A 14,729-nucleotide genomic window follows, 5' to 3' on the forward strand; every position below is an offset into this window, starting at 1 on the left:
CCCGGCGCTCCGCGCCGACCTCTCCCGCAAGCGGGAGAGGTTGCACCGAGCACACGGATGAATTCCGCTTATGCAACTGAGAGAAAGTTAGAGACATGACCAATATCGGCTTCATCGGACTTGGCACCATGGGACGGCCGATGGCCGGGCATCTCCTGGCGGCCGGCTATCGGGTTCTCCTGCATGACGTCGCACCGGTCGCGCCCGATCTGATCGCCGCCGGCGGCGTCGTCTGCAAGTCCAGCAAGCAGGTCGCGGAGGAGGCGGGCGCGGTGATCATCATGGTGCCGGATACGCCGCATGTGGAAGCCGTGTTGTTCAGCAAGGACGGTGTGGCGAGCGGCATCTCCAAGGGCAAGATCGTGGTCGACATGAGCTCGATCTCGCCGCTCGCGACGAAGGAGTTTGCCAAGAAGATCGAGGCACTCGGCGCCGATTATCTCGACGCGCCGGTGTCGGGAGGCGAGGTCGGCGCCAAGGCGGCGAGCCTCACCATCATGGTCGGCGGGCCCGAGCGCGCCTTCAACACCATGAAGCCGGTGTTCGACAAGATGGGCAAGAACGTCACCAGGGTCGGGGCCAATGGCGACGGGCAAACGACGAAAGTCGCCAACCAGATCATCGTGGCGCTGACGATCGAGGCAGTAAGCGAGGCGCTGTTGTTTGCGTCGAAGGCCGGCGCCGACCCGGCGCTGGTGCGGCAGGCGCTGATGGGTGGCTTTGCATCCTCGCGGATCCTCGAAGTCCATGGCGAGCGCATGGTGAAGCGCAATTTCGATCCGGGCTTCCGCATCGAGCTGCACCAGAAGGATCTCAACCTCGCGCTCGAAGGCGCGCGTACGCTCGGCCTCTCGCTGCCGAGCACGGCTGTGGCGCAGCAATTGTTCTCATCCTGCACCGCTCATGGCGGCAAGGGTTGGGATCATTCCGCGATGGTACGTGCACTGGAACTGATGGCAGGGCACGAAATCGCCGCAGCGTAAGTGTTACGAGGTAACAGTTTCCAGCCTTGAAGCGTCTTTCGCCGCCGCGGAACCGGAACAATGCTCCGGCCCCGCGGTTGAAGGCGCATGACAATCACTGGAGACATAAGGACATGAAAACCCGTCTTGCGATTTCGTTGGCTGCCGCCTCGCTGCTGGCGTCGAGTGCAGCCTTTGCTCAGTCGACGACCGCCCAGGGCGCTGCGGACGGCGCGCGCGCGGGCGGCGACATCGGCGGCCCGGTCGGCGCGATGGTCGGCGGCACTGTCGGTGCGGCCGTTGGCGCCGGTTTGGAGATTCCGAATGCGATTCTAGGCGGACTTCCGCGGGATGAGTCAGTGGTGGTCCGCGAGCGCGTCGTGGTTGGCGAGCCGTTGCCGCCGACCGTGGTGCTGCGTCCGGTGCCGAACTACACGGAGTATCGCTACGCGGTCGTGAACGACCGCCGCGTGATCGTCGAGCCGCGCACGCGCCGGGTCGTCAAGATCATCGACTGATCTGTGCAACCTAGCCGCTGACAAACCGGGCCCTGCGGAGCGTCACTCCGCGGGGCCTTCGCTCGTCAGGACCGAATTGGTGCGAAGCCGGGCCATGGCCCAATCGGCGGCGGCCGCGAGCGCAAAGCCGAGGCAGGCCGTGAGCGCGTCCACCAGAAAATCCTCCAGCCGCGCATGGCGGCCGGGTGCCCAAAATTGCATCAGTTCGAGCACGCCGATCAGCACGATCGCGGCCGTTGCGGTCAGCAGCCGCCGCTGCCGATAGGCGATGCCAAAGGCCAATCCCACCAAGACAAAGGCGAGCGCATGTTCGCCGTCCTGGCCGAAGTCGGAATGGGGCCGCAGGCCCGGTGGACCGAGAGTTGCGAATGTGACGGCGGCTGCCAGCAGCCAGGCAAAGGAACGAACCAAAATGGACATGCGCCTCGCTTAGCACAGATTTGCAACGGGCCGTATAGTCCCGCCATCAGATCGACGTGTAGTTAATGACGAAACCTTAAAGTGGTTCGCGCACGCCGAGGCCATGCATGAATCGTTCCCGGATCTGCACGGGGTCGCGGCGAGTGGTGCCGACGCCCGGCTTGTCGTCGATCCGGACGGCGATCAGGCTCGGCTCGGCAGCGGCCATCGCGCCCTCGACCAGCCGCTGGAAATCCTCCTCGTCCGCAGCCCAGGCGCTGTTGGCGAGGCCGGAGCCGATGGCGATGGCGACGATGTCGGCGACGTGCGCGGCCGGTGTCGGTTGCGCGCCGGTAATCTGGTAGATGCCATTGTCCATCACGATCATCGTAAGGTTCTTCGGCTTAAGGGCCGCAATCGTTGAGAGCGCGCCGAGTTGCATCAGCAGCGAGCCGTCGCCTTCAAGCGCGAAGACGCGGCGGTCGGGCTGCGCCAGCGCCACGCCGAGCGCGATGGGGAAGGCGAGGCCCATGCTGCCCAGCATGTAGAAGTTCTGCGGGCGGTGGCCGGCAGCCCAGAGATCGAAATTGGTGTTGCCGATGCCGGCGATCACGGCCTCTTCGTGCTTGAGCTTCGCGATCAGGCGCGAGGTCACGTCGAAACGGTTCATCACCTTGGTGTTGCGCGCATTCAGATTTGAGCTCATTTGGCCGGCCTCACTTGTCAAACACCTTGCCGCCGGTGAGCAGCGGGTTGAGGATTAGCGCCACCGGCGCCTGCGTGGTGACGGCCTGCTTGATCGAGCGGTCCGTGATGAATTCGAGCTCATCGAGCCGAGTGATGGTGTGATGCTCTAGCGCCAGCGAATCCAGCACGGGACGCATGGTGCGGCAGACCAGCGACTGGCCGTAATTGAACTCGCCGAGCGTGCCACGCTCGGACACGAACATGATCAGCGGGATTTGGTAAGGCACTGCGAGCGAGGCCAGCACGTTGGCGAGCGTCGCAAAACCCGAGGTCTGCATTAGCACCGCGCCGCGGCGGCCGGCCATCCAGGCGCCCGAGACAATGCCGACCGCTTCCTCCTCGCGGGCGGTGGCAAAGGTGGTGAAGAAAGGATCGGCGTGCAGGTTCCTGATCAGCGGCGTCAGCACGCGATCCGGCACGTAAGGGACGAGGCTGATCTCGTTCCGCTTCAGGGTTTGCAGGATGATGCCGTGCCAGCTCCTTTCACCGGCCGCCTGCGTCGCCTGCGGCGAGGTCTGCTGCTCCGCAATCGCCATTGCGTTCTCCCTTGAGCCGCGTCGCATGCTTATTGGTCTTCGGCCGTCGCGGCACCCTGCTGAACTTGACGCAGCGGGCCGGATTGTCAACATGTTCAGGCCGGCACCGTGATCTGCGCCAGACGGCCTGCCGTGGCTGGCACCGCCATGTCATATGTGGACAACGAAATATGGGAGGAAGCACGGAGAGGCGCGCGCTGCGCTGGCCTTGCTGATCCCTGGAGAGCCGGAAGGGTCCTGATGTCGGTCAACAGCAAGCGTGTCGTCTATTCCAATTACTTGGCCAATCCGATCTATATCGACATCCTCAAGGCGCGGCCTGACGTCCGGCTCGATCGCATCGAGAACGGGAGCCCCGAAGACGTCTATGCGCCGCTCCTCGGCGCTGCCCATGTCTACCAGGTCGGCGCTGCCCGCGACGAGCTCGCCCCGCATTTCCATGTCGATGCGGCTTTCCTGAAGCGCGCGCCGAATTTGCTGCTCGTCTCCAGCAACGGCGCCGGCTTCGATCCGGTCGACGTCGAGGCCTGTACGGCCGCCGGCGTCGTGGTCGTCAACCAGTCCGGCGGCAATGCCCATTCGGTCGCCGAGCATGCGCTGGCGATGATGTTGACGCTGTCCAAGCGCATCATCCAGTCGGACCGCCGGCTGCGCCGCGAGCGCGACGTCAACCGCAACGAGCTCGTCGGCAACGAGGTCGAGGGCAAGAGCGTCGGCATCATCGGGCTCGGCAATGTCGGCCGCCGCATCGCCGCGCTGTGCAAGGGCCTGCTTGGCATGAAGGTGCTGGCCTATGACCCGTATCTGTCGGCCGAGGTGATGGCTGAGCGGGGCGGGGAGAAGGTCGAGCTCGACGAGCTCCTGCGCCGCGCCGATTTCGTCTCGATCTCATGTCCGCTCAACAAGGGCAGCCGCAACATGATCAGCGTGCGCGAATTCGCCCTGATGCAGCCGCATGCCTATTTCATCACCACGGCGCGCGGCTTCATCCACGACGAGGACGCGCTGCTCCAGGCGTTGCGCGACAAGCGCATCGCCGGCGCGGGCCTCGATGTCTGGTCCAAGGAACCGCCGCCGCCGGAGCATCCGCTGCTCCAGCTCGACAACGTGCTGGCAAGCCCCCATACCGCGGGCGTTACGATCGAGGCGCGCCAGAACATGGGCCGCATCGCTGCCGAGCAGGTGCTGGAGACGCTCGACGGGAAACGTCCACCGCGCATCATCAATCCGGAGGTCTGGCCGCATTATGCCGAGCGCTTCAAGCAGGCGTTCGGCGTGACGCCGGGATAGGACAGCTGCCCTTTTTCTCGTCATTTCCGGGTTCGGCCTTTCGAGCCGCCCCGGAAATGACGGAGCGAAGAAACCGCGGCCCAACCTTCATCCGCGTCAAAATCTCTCTCCCGCATCCCGCCCAAATGGGATTAGAGTGCCGCCGGGGCAGGCAGGAGGTCCCATGTCAACTTATGTCGTCAGGTTCATGAAGGACGTGCTTGGCCAGTATGGCCGGCAGATCGAGGTGTGCCAGGGCACGCTCGAGATCGACGCCTCCGATGAGGACGAAGCCAGAGAGCGGGCCAAGGCGAAGTTTTGCAAGGATCAAGCCTTGCACCACTGGTCGCTGCACGCCGATCGCATCCAGATCCGACCGGCCGATCTTCCGTCGTGAAGCCCACCGGGAGGCAGCCGTGACGGGCGGCGGCGCCGTCGCTCGTGCGCCGAGCGACAACGTGTTGAAGCAGGTCTCGTTCGCCTCGAACACAGGTGCGGCGAGGCGCTCAGTCCAGTAGCTTGTCCAGCGTGATCGGGAAGCGCCGAATGCGCTTGCCGGTGGCATGATAGACGGCGTTCGCAATCGCCGCAGGCACGCCGACGATGCCGATTTCGCCGAGACCCTTGACACCAAGCTTGTTGATCCGGTCGTCGGGCTCGTCGACGAAAATGACGTCGATATCGTGAATGTCGGCATTCACGGGAATGTGGTACTCGGCGATGTTCGCGTTCATGATGCGACCGAAGCGGTGATCCATCACCGTCTCCTCATGCAGCGCCATCCCGATTCCCCAGACCACGCCGCCCATGATCTGGCTGCGGCCGGTCTTGGTGTTCAGGATGCGCCCGGCCGCGACCGCGCTCACGACCCGCGTGACGCGGATGACGCCGAGCTCCTCGTCGACCTTCACCTCGGCGAAGACGGCGGAATGCGTATTGGGGGCATGCGACTTGTCCTCCGCGAACTGGTTGAGCTTCTCCTTTTCGATCCGCTCGAGCTTGCTGTGGCGCATGACATCCGCAATCGAAAGGGCGGGGCCGTTCCTGCCGTTGCTGGCGATCATGCCGTCGACCAAGGTGACGGTGGCGGCATCGACGTCGGCGAGCGGCGAGCCGGGCATCGCCTTGGCGAGCCGGGCGAGCTCCTGGCGAATGTCTTCGGCCGCTCCCAACACGGCGTGCGCACTGGACGCCGCCATCCAGGAGCCGCCCTCGACGGGGGCTTGCGGCAAGGTCGAATCGGCGAGCCTGACGCTGATGTTCTCGATCGGCAGCCCGAGAGCATCGGCCGCCACCTGCGCCATAATGGTGTAGGTGCCGGTGCCGATGTCGGACGCGGCGCAGGAGACCTCCGCGTGGCCGTTCGATGTCAGGACGATGCGAACGGCGACCGGCATCTGCAGCGCCTCCCAGACGCCTGTCGCCATGCCCCAGCCGACCAGGTCTTTGCCGTCGCGCATGGAGCGCGGCGCGGGATTGCGCCGGGCCCAGCCGAAGGCTTCCGCGCCCCTGGCGTAGCATTCGCGCAGCTGCTTGCTGGTGTAGGGGAGGTCCCCGCTCTGGTCGCGATCCGAGTAGCACTTCAGCCGCAGCTCGATCGGGTCGAACTTGAGCGCGACGGCCAATTCGTCCATGGCGCATTCGAGCGCGCAGACGCCCGTTGCTGCGCCCGGCGCGCGCATGTCGCAGGGCGTGGCGAGGTCGAGGTGGACCAGCTTGTGGGAGAGGCGGCTGTTGGGACTCTTGTAGAGCTGCTCCCCCCAGCCGGTATCGTTGCGCGAGAAATCCTCAAACCGCGAGGTGACGGCGATGGCTTCGTGGGTAACGGCATCGAGTGTGCCGTCGGGCTTTGCGCCGAGCGCAACGTGCGCGATGGTCATGGGACGATAGCCCAGGCTGTACATCTGCTGTCGTGTCAGGACGACACGGACCGATCGTTTCAGCGCGAGCGCACCAAGTGTTGCCAGGACCACCTGGTGCTGCGGCCGCAGGCCCGAGCCGAACGCTCCGCCGACATAGGGCGAGATCACGCGGATGTCTTCCGGCTTCTTTCTGAAGACACCGCAGAGAAACTTCTGGACGTTCTGGACGCCTTGGGTCTTGTCATAGACTGTAAGCCCGCCGTTGCCCTCCCAGACGGCCGTTGTGGCGTAGAGCTCCATCGGGTTGTGATGCTCGCTCGGAATGACATAGTCCGCTTCGTGACGGACGGCCGCCCGCGTCAGCGCTGCTGCGGCGTCGCCGCGCGGCTTGTGTGGCTGATCCACTTTGGCAGCCGTGCCGCGTTCGGATTCGAGATCGGTCGCAAACGCCTCCTGCTCGTATTCAACGCGAATGCGAGTTGCGGCGAATTTGGCGGTTTCCCAGTCCTCCGCCACGACCAGCGCGATCGGCTGGCCGTTGAATCTGATCCTGTCGTCATAGAGTGGGCGGAACGGCGAGCCTTTCTCCGGCGCCACCTCGTCCTTCCAGGCCTCGTCCTTGTCGGCGAGTGGCGGGCGATGCGTGTGGGTGAGCACGTCGACCACGCCCTTCACCTTCAGTGCGTCGCTGCTGTCGAGGCGAACGATGCGTCCCCGCGGAATGGTGGCCTCGACGACGAAGCCATGGAGGAGACGGTCTGCTGCGAACTCGCCGGCATATTTGGCGGCGCCAGTGACCTTGGCCCGGCCGTCGACACGCGACGTTGGTGTTCCGACATAAGCGTTCATCGGGCCCTCATGCGATCTTCTTGTGAGCTTGTGATTGCGGCGTGGCGCTTGTCGCCTGCATAAGCGTGCGAACGACGGCTCGGCGGGCGAGCTCGATCTTGAATCCGTTATGCGAACGAGCGGTTGCTCCCTGCAGCAGCAGATCGGCGGCGCGTCCAAAATGATCCGGCGTTGCCGCCTGGCCGCGCAACGCCGCCTCGGCTTCGAGGCTTCGCCAGGGCTTGTGGGCTACGCCGCCGAGCGCCAGGCGCGATTCGATGATTGCGTTGCCCTCCAGTTCAAGCGCGGCCGCGACCGAGACCAGGGCAAAGGCGTAGGACAGCCGGTCGCGGATCTTCAGATAGCTGTAGTTCCTGGCAAAGCCGCGCGGCGGCAGCTCGATTGCGGTGATGATCTCGCCGCTGCCGAGATTTGTGTCGACGTGAGCCTTGTCGTTCGGAAGCCGATGGAAATCGGTCAGGGCGATTGTGCGCTCACCGGTCGAGCCTGCGATATGCACGAGCGCGCCGAGCGCGGCCAGCGCCACACTCATGTCGGATGGATTGGTCGCGATGCAGGACGGGCTGGTGCCGAGGATTGCGTGGTTGCGGTTGAGGCCATCGAGTGCCGAGCAGCCGGTGCCCGGGCTTCGCTTGTTGCAAGGCGTGGTCGTGTCATAGAAGTAGGCGCAGCGCGTTCGCTGCATCAGATTGCCGCCGACCGAGGCCATGTTGCGCAGTTGCGCGGAGGCACCGGCCAGGATGGCGCTGGCGAGCAGGGGATAGCGCTGCTCGATCAGCGGATGGTAGGCGAGATCCGAATTGGGCACCAAGGCGCCGATGCGCAGGCCGCCGTCGGCAGTCTCCTCGATGTCGCGGAGCGGCAGGCGGGAAATGTCGATCAACCGGGATGGCCGTTCGACATTCTCCTTCATCAGGTCGATAAGATTGGTGCCGCCGGCAATCACCTTCGCGTTCGGATCGGCGGCCAGCAGGCGAATGGCGTCGGCGACATCGCTTGCGCGGGAATACTGGAAGTTGTTCATGATCGGCTCATTGCCTGCTCGATCGCAGCCACGATGTTGGGGTAGGCGCCGCAGCGGCAGAGATTTCCGCTCATCAATTCCCGGATCTCGTCGGCGTCCCTGGCGTGGCCTTCGGCCAGGAGGCCGGCCGCCGAGCAAATCTGTCCCGGCGTGCAATAGCCACATTGGAATGCGTCGTGATCGATGAAGGCTTGTTGCAGAGGATGCAGGGCGCCGTCCTTGGCAAGGCCTTCGATCGTCGTGATTTCGGCGCCATCCTTCATGACGGCGAGCGTCAGGCACGAATTGACCCGTCTTCCCTCAATTAAGACGGTGCAGGCGCCGCATTGGCCGTGATCGCAGCCTTTTTTGGTGCCGGTCAATTCCAGACGGTCACGCAGGGCATCCAGAAGCGTGGTCCACGGCACGACCTCGAGTGTGCGCCTGACGCCATTGACGACAAGGCTGATCGGAATGCGTTCGGGGATCTGATCCGTGATATCGGCCATGTTCTGTTCCCTGCGGAGAGGCCGAGCTGAGCAAGTTTGGATGCCGAGTCGAGGATGCATTGCCGCCGCTGGCCAATAGCGCCCAACGGATGACGGGGTGCTTGGTTCCCGGCCGGCTACCCCGTCGCCCGGACGAGATCAGCGCTTCGCCTCGCCGAACACCACAGTCGGTACGGCGCGATTGACGATCTCGCGCAGCGCGAAGCTCGATTGCACCCGGGCGACGCGCGGCAGGCGCGACAGCTCGGTACGGTGGATGCGTTCGAAATCCTGGATGTCGCGGGCGAGAACGATCAGGATGTAGTCGTCGGTGCCCGACATCAGGAAGCAGCGCACGACGGACGGGCACTTCACCACCTCCGCCTCGAATGCCTTGAGCGCATCGTCGCTCTGGCTCTCCAGCGCGATCCGGACCAGCACCGTTGTCGTGAGGCCGAACTGCGCAAGATCGAGCGCGGCTTGGTAGGCCTGGATGTAGCCCTCGTCTTCCAGGGCCTTCTGCCGCCGTGCCAGCGCAGTGCTCGATAGTCCGACCTTGTTGGCAAGTTCGGTGTGGCTGGCCCGCGCATTGGTCGTGAGTTCGGCGAGGATGGCGAGGTCTTTCCGGTCGAGTGCCAAGGTTTCGTTTCCAGCGTGAAAGGGCATTTCCGCGCCGGAAACCGGCGCGCTAGGCGTGAACCTAGCGGATATTTGCACGAAACCAAACCGCCGCCATCGCTACGATGATGAGCAGAATCAAGGCGTTGGGGAAGGAGCTGAAGATGCGCGTCGGTGTGCCCAAGGAGATCAAGGTGCAGGAATATCGCGTCGGGCTCACTCCGGGCGCGGTTCGTGAATATGTCGCGGCCGGCCACCGGGTGACGGTGGAGACCGGCGCCGGCAGCGGCATCGGCGCCTCAGACGACGCGTATCGGCGGGCAGGCGCCACGATCGCCGAAAGCGCCCGTGACGTCTTCGCCAAGTCCGACATGATCGTGAAGGTGAAGGAGCCGCAGAAAAGCGAATGGGCCCAGCTCCGCGAAGGCCAGGTCCTGTTTACCTATCTCCATCTTGCACCCGACCCGGAGCAGGCCAAGGGCCTGCTTGCCTCGGGCTGCACCGCGATCGCCTATGAGACCGTCACGGACGCGAGCGGTCACCTCCCGCTGCTCGCGCCGATGAGCGAAGTCGCCGGCCGCCTCGCCATCGAGGCCGCCGGCGCCGCGCTCAGGCGGTCGGCCGGCGGCCGCGGGCTGCTGCTCGGCGGTGTTCCCGGCGTGCAGCCGGCGCGGGTGGTCGTGCTCGGCGGCGGCGTGGTGGGAACGCAGGCGGCACGGATGGCCGCAGGGCTCGGTGCGGAAGTCACGGTGATCGATCGCTCGATTCCTCGTCTGCGCCAACTGGACGATCTCTTTACCGGACGCGTGCGCACCCGCTTCTCGACGATCGAGTCGGTCGAGGAGGAGTTGTTCGCTGCCGACGTCGTGATCGGCGCGGTGCTCGTGCCGGGTGCCAGCGCGCCGAAGCTCGTCACGCGCGCGATGCTGACATCGATGCGGCCGGGCGCGGTGCTGGTCGACGTCGCGATCGACCAGGGCGGCTGTTTCGAGACCTCGCATCCGACCACCCACGCGGAGCCGACCTATGAGGTCGACGGCGTGGTGCATTATTGCGTCGCCAACATGCCGGGCGCAGTGCCGGTGACATCGAGCCAGGCGCTGAACAACGCGACGCTGCCGTTCGGCCTGATGCTCGCGAACAAGGGCTTTGCCGCGGTGTTGGAAAATCCGCACTTGCGCAACGGGCTCAACGTGCATCGCGGCCGGATTACGAACAAAGCGGTGGCGGAGAGTCTGGGGCTGGAATTCGCTCCGGTGGAGTCTGGGCTGGCGGCCTGAGTGGTTTTCTGATTGCGAGCGCAGCGAAGCAAGCCAGAGTGTCTCCGAGGAACGATTCTGGATTTGCTTCGCTACGCGCGCAATGACGACGTGGGAAGTGGTTGCGCTGACGCCTAATCTGCCTCCGCAGAAGAGTCACGCTTTCGTCAGCTTGTATTGCCTCAGATCCGGATCGTGGGTCATGCGCCAGTAGTCTACGAACCGCCACGGCATCGCGGAGAATACGCGGCCGCTTGCATTGCGGTAATAGGTGCTCATGCCGGGATGGGTCCAGATCATGGCCTCGTGCTCGGCATCGACCTTGCGGAGATAGTCATCGAGCACGTCCTGGCGAACCTCGATGGCCGCGATATCTCGCTCGATCATGTCGGCGAGGCAGGCGGAGATGTAGCGGCTCTGGCACTCCGACTGGAAGATGACGCTGCCGCCGTGGGCAGGACCGGAATTGGGACCGAGCATGCAGAAGAAATTCGGGAAGCCCGGCACGGTGAGGCCGAGAAATGCCGTCGGATTGTCGTTGGCCCAGGCGTCGCGCAAATCTTTGCCGTCGCGGCCGCTGATGTTGAGGCGCGCCGCCATCTCCGTGACCTTGAAGCCGGTCGCGACCACGATGATGTCGGCGTGGCGGTGTGTGCCGTCGGCGGTGACGATGCCGTCCCGGTCGAAATGGTCGATTGCGTCGGTGACGAGTTCGACATTGTCCCGCGTCAAAGTCTTGAACCAGTTGTTATCGAGCAGAATGCGCTTGCCGTAAGGCGGATAGGTCGGCACGCATTTTTCGATCAGGTCGGGTCGATCTTTCAGCTCGGACAGGATGAAGTCGGTCAGCTCCTGGCGGTGCCGGTCGTTGCCCTTGTTGACGGCGCGTTCGGGATGCGGCCAGGCCGGGTCCTTGCGCAGGAAGGGCAAGAGGCCATCGCCATAGCGCCAAAACATGTTGAAGCGATACCACTGCACATAGAACGGCAGGTGCGCCAGCAGCCAGCGCGCGCCGTCACTGATCGGATCGGCATAGCCCTTCACCGGCCGCGCCCATTGCGCGCTGCGCTGGTAGACGGTGACTGAGGCCACACGGCTGGCGATCGACGGAACCAGCTGCATCGAGGTCGCGCCGGTGCCGATCACGGCGACATGCTTGCCGTCGATGTTGATGTCGCCGGACCATAGTGCCGAGTGCAGGATCGTGCCCTTGAATTCTACTTCGCCTTTGAAGCGGGCGCGCGAGGGATCGTTGAGCTGGCCGATGGCCGAGACCAGCGCGGTGGATTCGAAAGTCTCCACTCCGTTCTCGGTCTTGAGCGTCGAAATCCAGCGTTGCCTTTCTTCATCCCAGCGTGATGATGTCAGCTCGGTGTTGACGCGCAAATGCTTGCGAATGCCGTATTCGTCCGCGACCTTCTGCAGATAGCCGAGTAGCTCCTCACGCTGGCAGAAATAGCGCGTCCATGCGTTGCGAGAGCCGAAAGAGTAGGAATAGGAGTGGTTCGGCGTGTCGACGCCGCAGCCGGGATAGCGGTTGATCCACCAGGTGCCGCCGAGCTCGGCATTCTTCTCGACGATGGTGTAGGGGATGCCGAGATGGCTGAGTGCCACGCCGAGCGCGATGGCGCAGACGCCGGCGCCGACGATCAGCACGTGCTGCTCGGCAAGCTTTTCGTCGGAGGGGCGCCTCGTCCAGCACGCCTCGCGCGGCACAAAACCCATCTCCTCGCGCATCAAAGGTGCATATTCCGGCGCGACATTCTCGCCGAGGCAAGCGCGCATCATCCTCAGCAGCAGCTCCTCGCCCGGATCGGTGATCACGGGTTTTGGCGTGCCATTGGCGAAGAGCCTGACCACGGCGGTGCGGATCTCGTCCTGGATCTCCCGGGGCACGCCGGCCTCGGGATCGGGAATGAGGCGGATGTCGCGTTTGGGCAGATAGGGCGGTTCGAGCCACTTCTCGTCGCCGGTCATGTGCACCAGCACCATCAGAAGGCAGCGGATATCGCCCTCGGCGATTGCGGAGGCGAGGTCGAGCGGCTTGTGCGGAGATTCGATGTTCATGGCGTGTCCTGATCTCCGCAGGCCCTGAAGAGGCCGCGGGTCATCAGCTTGCGATAGGCGGAGAAGACGTGATCGGGTACAGCGGTGACGCCGCCTCCCGAATAGGAGTAGCGGCGGCTGAGATAGCCGCGCGCGCCCATCAGCATGTGAACGATGGCCTCGAACTCCTCGTCGCTGTAATCTTCGATCGCGCCGGCAAGCCGTGCGCGGCGCAAAATGCGCACATAAGCGGTCGAGATGTTGTCGAGGTGCTTCTGGTAACCGATGGGCGCGAAGAACTCGGCCTCGTTGAGGATGCGCAAGAATTCAGGCACCTCGCGGATGAAGTCGAAGAAGGCGGCAAAGCGCTCGATCTCCTGCCGCGCCGCGTGCGCATTGCCGGTACGCACGCGGATGAACTCGACCATGTCGAGGCCGATTTTTGGTAGGAGCTGGTCGAGCAGTTCCTGGCGATTCTCGAAATGATTGTAGAAGGTACCCTGCGCGACACCGGCTTCTTCGGTGATGCGCGCGACCGAGGCCTCGGCATAGCCATGCTTGCCGACGACTTTCGTGGCAGCCTCAAAGATCTTCTGCTTGGTCCAGGCGTTGCGCTCGATGCGGTTCAGCTTGGTAACCTTTGCAGTCGCTTGCGTCATTCGGGGGTCTCCAGCTCGGCGCGCAGCACGCGCTTGAGGATCTTGCCTGACGGATTGCGCGGCAGGCTGCCGCGGATAACCAGCTGCTTCGGCACCTTGAAACTCGCCAGCCGCGCGCGGCAATGCTCGGTGAGGGCGGCGAGGTCGAGGCTCGCGCCCTCAGTCAGCACGACAACCGCGACCGGCCGCTCGCCCCAGCGCGCATCGCGTAGGCCGATCACGGCGACTTCGCGCACTTCGGGCAAATCGTAGATGATGCGCTCGACCTCGGAGGAGGCGATGTTCTCGCCACCGGAGATGATCATGTCCTTCTTGCGGTCGGTCAGGTAGAGGAAGCCTTCGTCGTCGAGATAGCCGACGTCGCCGCTGCGGAACCAGCCGCCGAAGAAGGCCGACGCCGTCTTCTCCGGATCCCTCCAATAGCCGCGCGTGATCTTCGGACCGCGCAGGCAGATCTCGCCATTGACGTTCGGCGGCAGCTTGTTGCCGTTCTCGTCGCAGATTTCGATCTCGACATGGGCAATGGCGCGACCGGTCGAACCGATCTTCTCGATCTCGCGACCTTTCTCCATAAAGGTGTCGCCGCCGACGGTCTCGGTGAGTCCATAGGCGTCGATGTAGCGCGCATTGCGGAAATATTCGGAGAAGGCGCGGATGCGTGCCTCCGGCGTCTTCTCGCCGCCGCCGATTGCCCATTGCAGGCTGGAGACGTCGTAGCGGTCGCGGGTGGGGCAGGTGAGCATCGCGGTGGTCATGACGGGCGCGAACCAGGCAGCGTTGAGCTTGTCTTCTGCGATAGAAGCAAGCGCCGCCTCCGGTTCGAAATTGCGCTCGATGCGAATGAAGCCGCCATGCCAGAGCACTGCGATGCCTGGCAGGTCGAGCGCGCCGACGTGATAGAGCGGACCGATGACGAGAAGACGCGTATCGGCGCTTAAGCCCAGCGCAATCGTCTGGTCGGCCGACTTCCAGTAGAAATTGTCGTAAGTGAGCATCACGCCCTTGGGGCGGTCTGTCGTGCCAGATGTGTACATCAGCCGCATCAGGTCGGAAGGCTGGCGCACATGCATCGGCGCAGCTGTAGCATTGCCTGTGAGATGGGTGACGCTCTGCTGCGCGGCCTCGTTCAGCACGACGATGTTCGCGCCCGCTGCATTCGCAGCCAATTCCTCATCGACGATCAGAAGGCGCGCGCCGGCATTGCTGGCGATGTAGTCGACCTCGTTGCGGGACAGGCGAAAATTGATCGGCAGGAACACCGCGCCGAGATGGCTGGTGGTGAAGACGAGCTCCAGGAATGCCGCGCTGTTCTTCATCAGCACGGCGACGACATCGCCGGCGCCGATGCCCTGCGCGGCGAGCCAGCCGGCGATCTGCCGGATGCGCACGTCGAACATCGCGTAAGCGATCTCCTCGCCGCGGTATTTCAGCGCGGGCCGGTCCGGCGTGCGCCGGGCATGGAAGGCGATGAAGCTCGAAAGGTTGATCATTTGCCGGGTTTGGGCCGGTTACCG

The 14,729-nt window shown here is 64.2% G+C and carries 15 protein-coding genes; 5 read left to right on the forward strand and 10 right to left on the reverse strand.

The window, feature by feature from the left end; genetic code table 11:
• Nucleotides 1-95: 95 nt before the first annotated feature.
• On the forward strand, nt 96-983 hold the full coding sequence (locus IVA87_RS10180) for a 2-hydroxy-3-oxopropionate reductase (RefSeq protein ID WP_247306248.1): 888 nt from the start codon (nt 96-98) through the stop codon (nt 981-983).
• A 113-nt stretch (nt 984-1,096) separates the two neighbouring features.
• Nucleotides 1,097-1,480, forward strand: a complete 384-nt coding sequence (locus IVA87_RS10185) for a DUF1236 domain-containing protein (RefSeq protein ID WP_247306245.1) — start codon at nt 1,097-1,099, stop codon at nt 1,478-1,480.
• A 42-nt stretch (nt 1,481-1,522) separates the two neighbouring features.
• On the opposite strand, the gene IVA87_RS10190 is transcribed toward IVA87_RS10185, so the two are convergent.
• From IVA87_RS10190 to IVA87_RS10200, 3 genes are all read right to left on the reverse strand, one after another.
• Nucleotides 1,523-1,900 (reverse strand): VanZ family protein, encoded by a 378-nt coding sequence (locus IVA87_RS10190; protein ID WP_247306243.1) that lies wholly within the window; start codon nt 1,898-1,900, stop codon nt 1,523-1,525.
• Between the two features lie 76 nt (nt 1,901-1,976).
• Entirely contained in the window at nt 1,977-2,585 is a 609-nt protein-coding gene (locus tag IVA87_RS10195; protein WP_247306240.1) for a thiamine pyrophosphate-dependent enzyme, read from the reverse strand.
• 10 nt (nt 2,586-2,595) lie between these two features.
• Nucleotides 2,596-3,162: a thiamine pyrophosphate-binding protein gene (locus IVA87_RS10200; protein WP_247306237.1), complete on the reverse strand. Its 567-nt coding sequence runs from the start codon at nt 3,160-3,162 to the stop codon at nt 2,596-2,598.
• Between the two features lie 240 nt (nt 3,163-3,402).
• Between IVA87_RS10200 and IVA87_RS10205 the strand changes: the two genes are divergently transcribed.
• Entirely contained in the window at nt 3,403-4,452 is a 1,050-nt protein-coding gene (locus tag IVA87_RS10205) for a hydroxyacid dehydrogenase (protein WP_247306236.1), read from the forward strand.
• 163 nt (nt 4,453-4,615) lie between these two features.
• Nucleotides 4,616-4,828 (forward strand): hypothetical protein, encoded by a 213-nt coding sequence (locus IVA87_RS10210; RefSeq protein ID WP_247306233.1) that lies wholly within the window; start codon nt 4,616-4,618, stop codon nt 4,826-4,828.
• Between the two features lie 109 nt (nt 4,829-4,937).
• Here the strand turns inward: IVA87_RS10210 and IVA87_RS10215 are convergent, their stop codons facing one another.
• The 4 genes from IVA87_RS10215 to IVA87_RS10230 form a co-directional block, all read right to left on the reverse strand.
• A complete protein-coding gene (locus IVA87_RS10215; RefSeq protein WP_247333471.1) occupies nt 4,938-7,142 on the reverse strand; it encodes a xanthine dehydrogenase family protein molybdopterin-binding subunit in 2,205 nt (734 codons plus the stop codon).
• A gap of 7 nt (nt 7,143-7,149) precedes the next feature.
• Entirely contained in the window at nt 7,150-8,166 is a 1,017-nt protein-coding gene (locus tag IVA87_RS10220; RefSeq protein ID WP_247306228.1) for a xanthine dehydrogenase family protein subunit M, read from the reverse strand.
• The gene (locus IVA87_RS10225; protein ID WP_247306226.1) at nt 8,163-8,654 is read right to left on the reverse strand and encodes a (2Fe-2S)-binding protein; all 492 of its coding nucleotides are present in this window, start codon (nt 8,652-8,654) and stop codon (nt 8,163-8,165) included. The genes IVA87_RS10220 and IVA87_RS10225 overlap by 4 nt, the downstream gene beginning before the upstream one ends.
• Nucleotides 8,655-8,792: 138 nt before the next feature.
• Complete coding sequence (locus IVA87_RS10230) at nt 8,793-9,272, reverse strand: Lrp/AsnC family transcriptional regulator (RefSeq protein WP_201759988.1); 480 nt, start codon at nt 9,270-9,272, stop codon at nt 8,793-8,795.
• A gap of 143 nt (nt 9,273-9,415) precedes the next feature.
• Here IVA87_RS10230 and ald point away from each other — a divergent pair, with 143 nt between their 5' ends.
• A complete protein-coding gene (gene ald / locus IVA87_RS10235; RefSeq protein WP_247333473.1) occupies nt 9,416-10,531 on the forward strand; it encodes an alanine dehydrogenase in 1,116 nt (371 codons plus the stop codon).
• A 135-nt stretch (nt 10,532-10,666) separates the two neighbouring features.
• Here ald and IVA87_RS10240 read toward each other — a convergent pair whose 3' ends face one another.
• Genes IVA87_RS10240 through IVA87_RS10250 form a run of 3 tightly spaced genes read right to left on the reverse strand, consistent with a single transcriptional unit; the run spans nt 10,667 to nt 14,705 of the window.
• Entirely contained in the window at nt 10,667-12,577 is a 1,911-nt protein-coding gene (locus tag IVA87_RS10240) for an NAD(P)/FAD-dependent oxidoreductase (protein WP_247306224.1), read from the reverse strand.
• Nucleotides 12,574-13,215, reverse strand: coding sequence for a TetR/AcrR family transcriptional regulator (locus IVA87_RS10245; protein WP_247306221.1), 642 nt, complete (start codon nt 13,213-13,215; stop codon nt 12,574-12,576). Before IVA87_RS10245 ends, IVA87_RS10240 begins: the two co-directional genes overlap by 4 nt.
• Nucleotides 13,212-14,705, reverse strand: coding sequence for an AMP-binding protein (locus IVA87_RS10250; RefSeq protein WP_247333475.1), 1,494 nt, complete (start codon nt 14,703-14,705; stop codon nt 13,212-13,214). Before IVA87_RS10250 ends, IVA87_RS10245 begins: the two co-directional genes overlap by 4 nt.
• Nucleotides 14,706-14,729 lie beyond the last annotated feature (24 nt).

The sequence above is a fragment of the Bradyrhizobium sp. 147 genome, assembly GCF_023073935.1.
Taxonomy (GTDB): Bacteria; Pseudomonadota; Alphaproteobacteria; order Rhizobiales; family Xanthobacteraceae; genus Bradyrhizobium.

Excerpts from the sequence above, each read along its gene's own strand:
- IVA87_RS10200 (WP_247306237.1), bottom strand. The coding sequence starts at position 3,162 with ATGGCGATTGCGGAGCAGCAGACCTCGCCGCAGGCGACGCAGGCGGCC.
- IVA87_RS10220 (WP_247306228.1), bottom strand. The coding sequence starts at position 8,166 with ATGAACAACTTCCAGTATTCCCGCGCAAGCGATGTCGCCGACGCCATT.
- IVA87_RS10180 (WP_247306248.1), top strand. The coding sequence starts at position 96 with ATGACCAATATCGGCTTCATCGGACTTGGCACCATGGGACGGCCGATG.
- IVA87_RS10215 (WP_247333471.1), bottom strand. The coding sequence starts at position 7,142 with ATGAACGCTTATGTCGGAACACCAACGTCGCGTGTCGACGGCCGGGCC.
- IVA87_RS10250 (WP_247333475.1), bottom strand. The coding sequence starts at position 14,705 with ATGATCAACCTTTCGAGCTTCATCGCCTTCCATGCCCGGCGCACGCCG.
- ald (WP_247333473.1), top strand. The coding sequence starts at position 9,416 with ATGCGCGTCGGTGTGCCCAAGGAGATCAAGGTGCAGGAATATCGCGTC.
- IVA87_RS10225 (WP_247306226.1), bottom strand. The coding sequence starts at position 8,654 with ATGGCCGATATCACGGATCAGATCCCCGAACGCATTCCGATCAGCCTT.
- IVA87_RS10210 (WP_247306233.1), top strand. The coding sequence starts at position 4,616 with ATGTCAACTTATGTCGTCAGGTTCATGAAGGACGTGCTTGGCCAGTAT.
- IVA87_RS10240 (WP_247306224.1), bottom strand. The coding sequence starts at position 12,577 with ATGAACATCGAATCTCCGCACAAGCCGCTCGACCTCGCCTCCGCAATC.
- IVA87_RS10185 (WP_247306245.1), top strand. The coding sequence starts at position 1,097 with ATGAAAACCCGTCTTGCGATTTCGTTGGCTGCCGCCTCGCTGCTGGCG.
- IVA87_RS10190 (WP_247306243.1), bottom strand. The coding sequence starts at position 1,900 with ATGTCCATTTTGGTTCGTTCCTTTGCCTGGCTGCTGGCAGCCGCCGTC.
- IVA87_RS10205 (WP_247306236.1), top strand. The coding sequence starts at position 3,403 with ATGTCGGTCAACAGCAAGCGTGTCGTCTATTCCAATTACTTGGCCAAT.
- IVA87_RS10245 (WP_247306221.1), bottom strand. The coding sequence starts at position 13,215 with ATGACGCAAGCGACTGCAAAGGTTACCAAGCTGAACCGCATCGAGCGC.
- IVA87_RS10195 (WP_247306240.1), bottom strand. The coding sequence starts at position 2,585 with ATGAGCTCAAATCTGAATGCGCGCAACACCAAGGTGATGAACCGTTTC.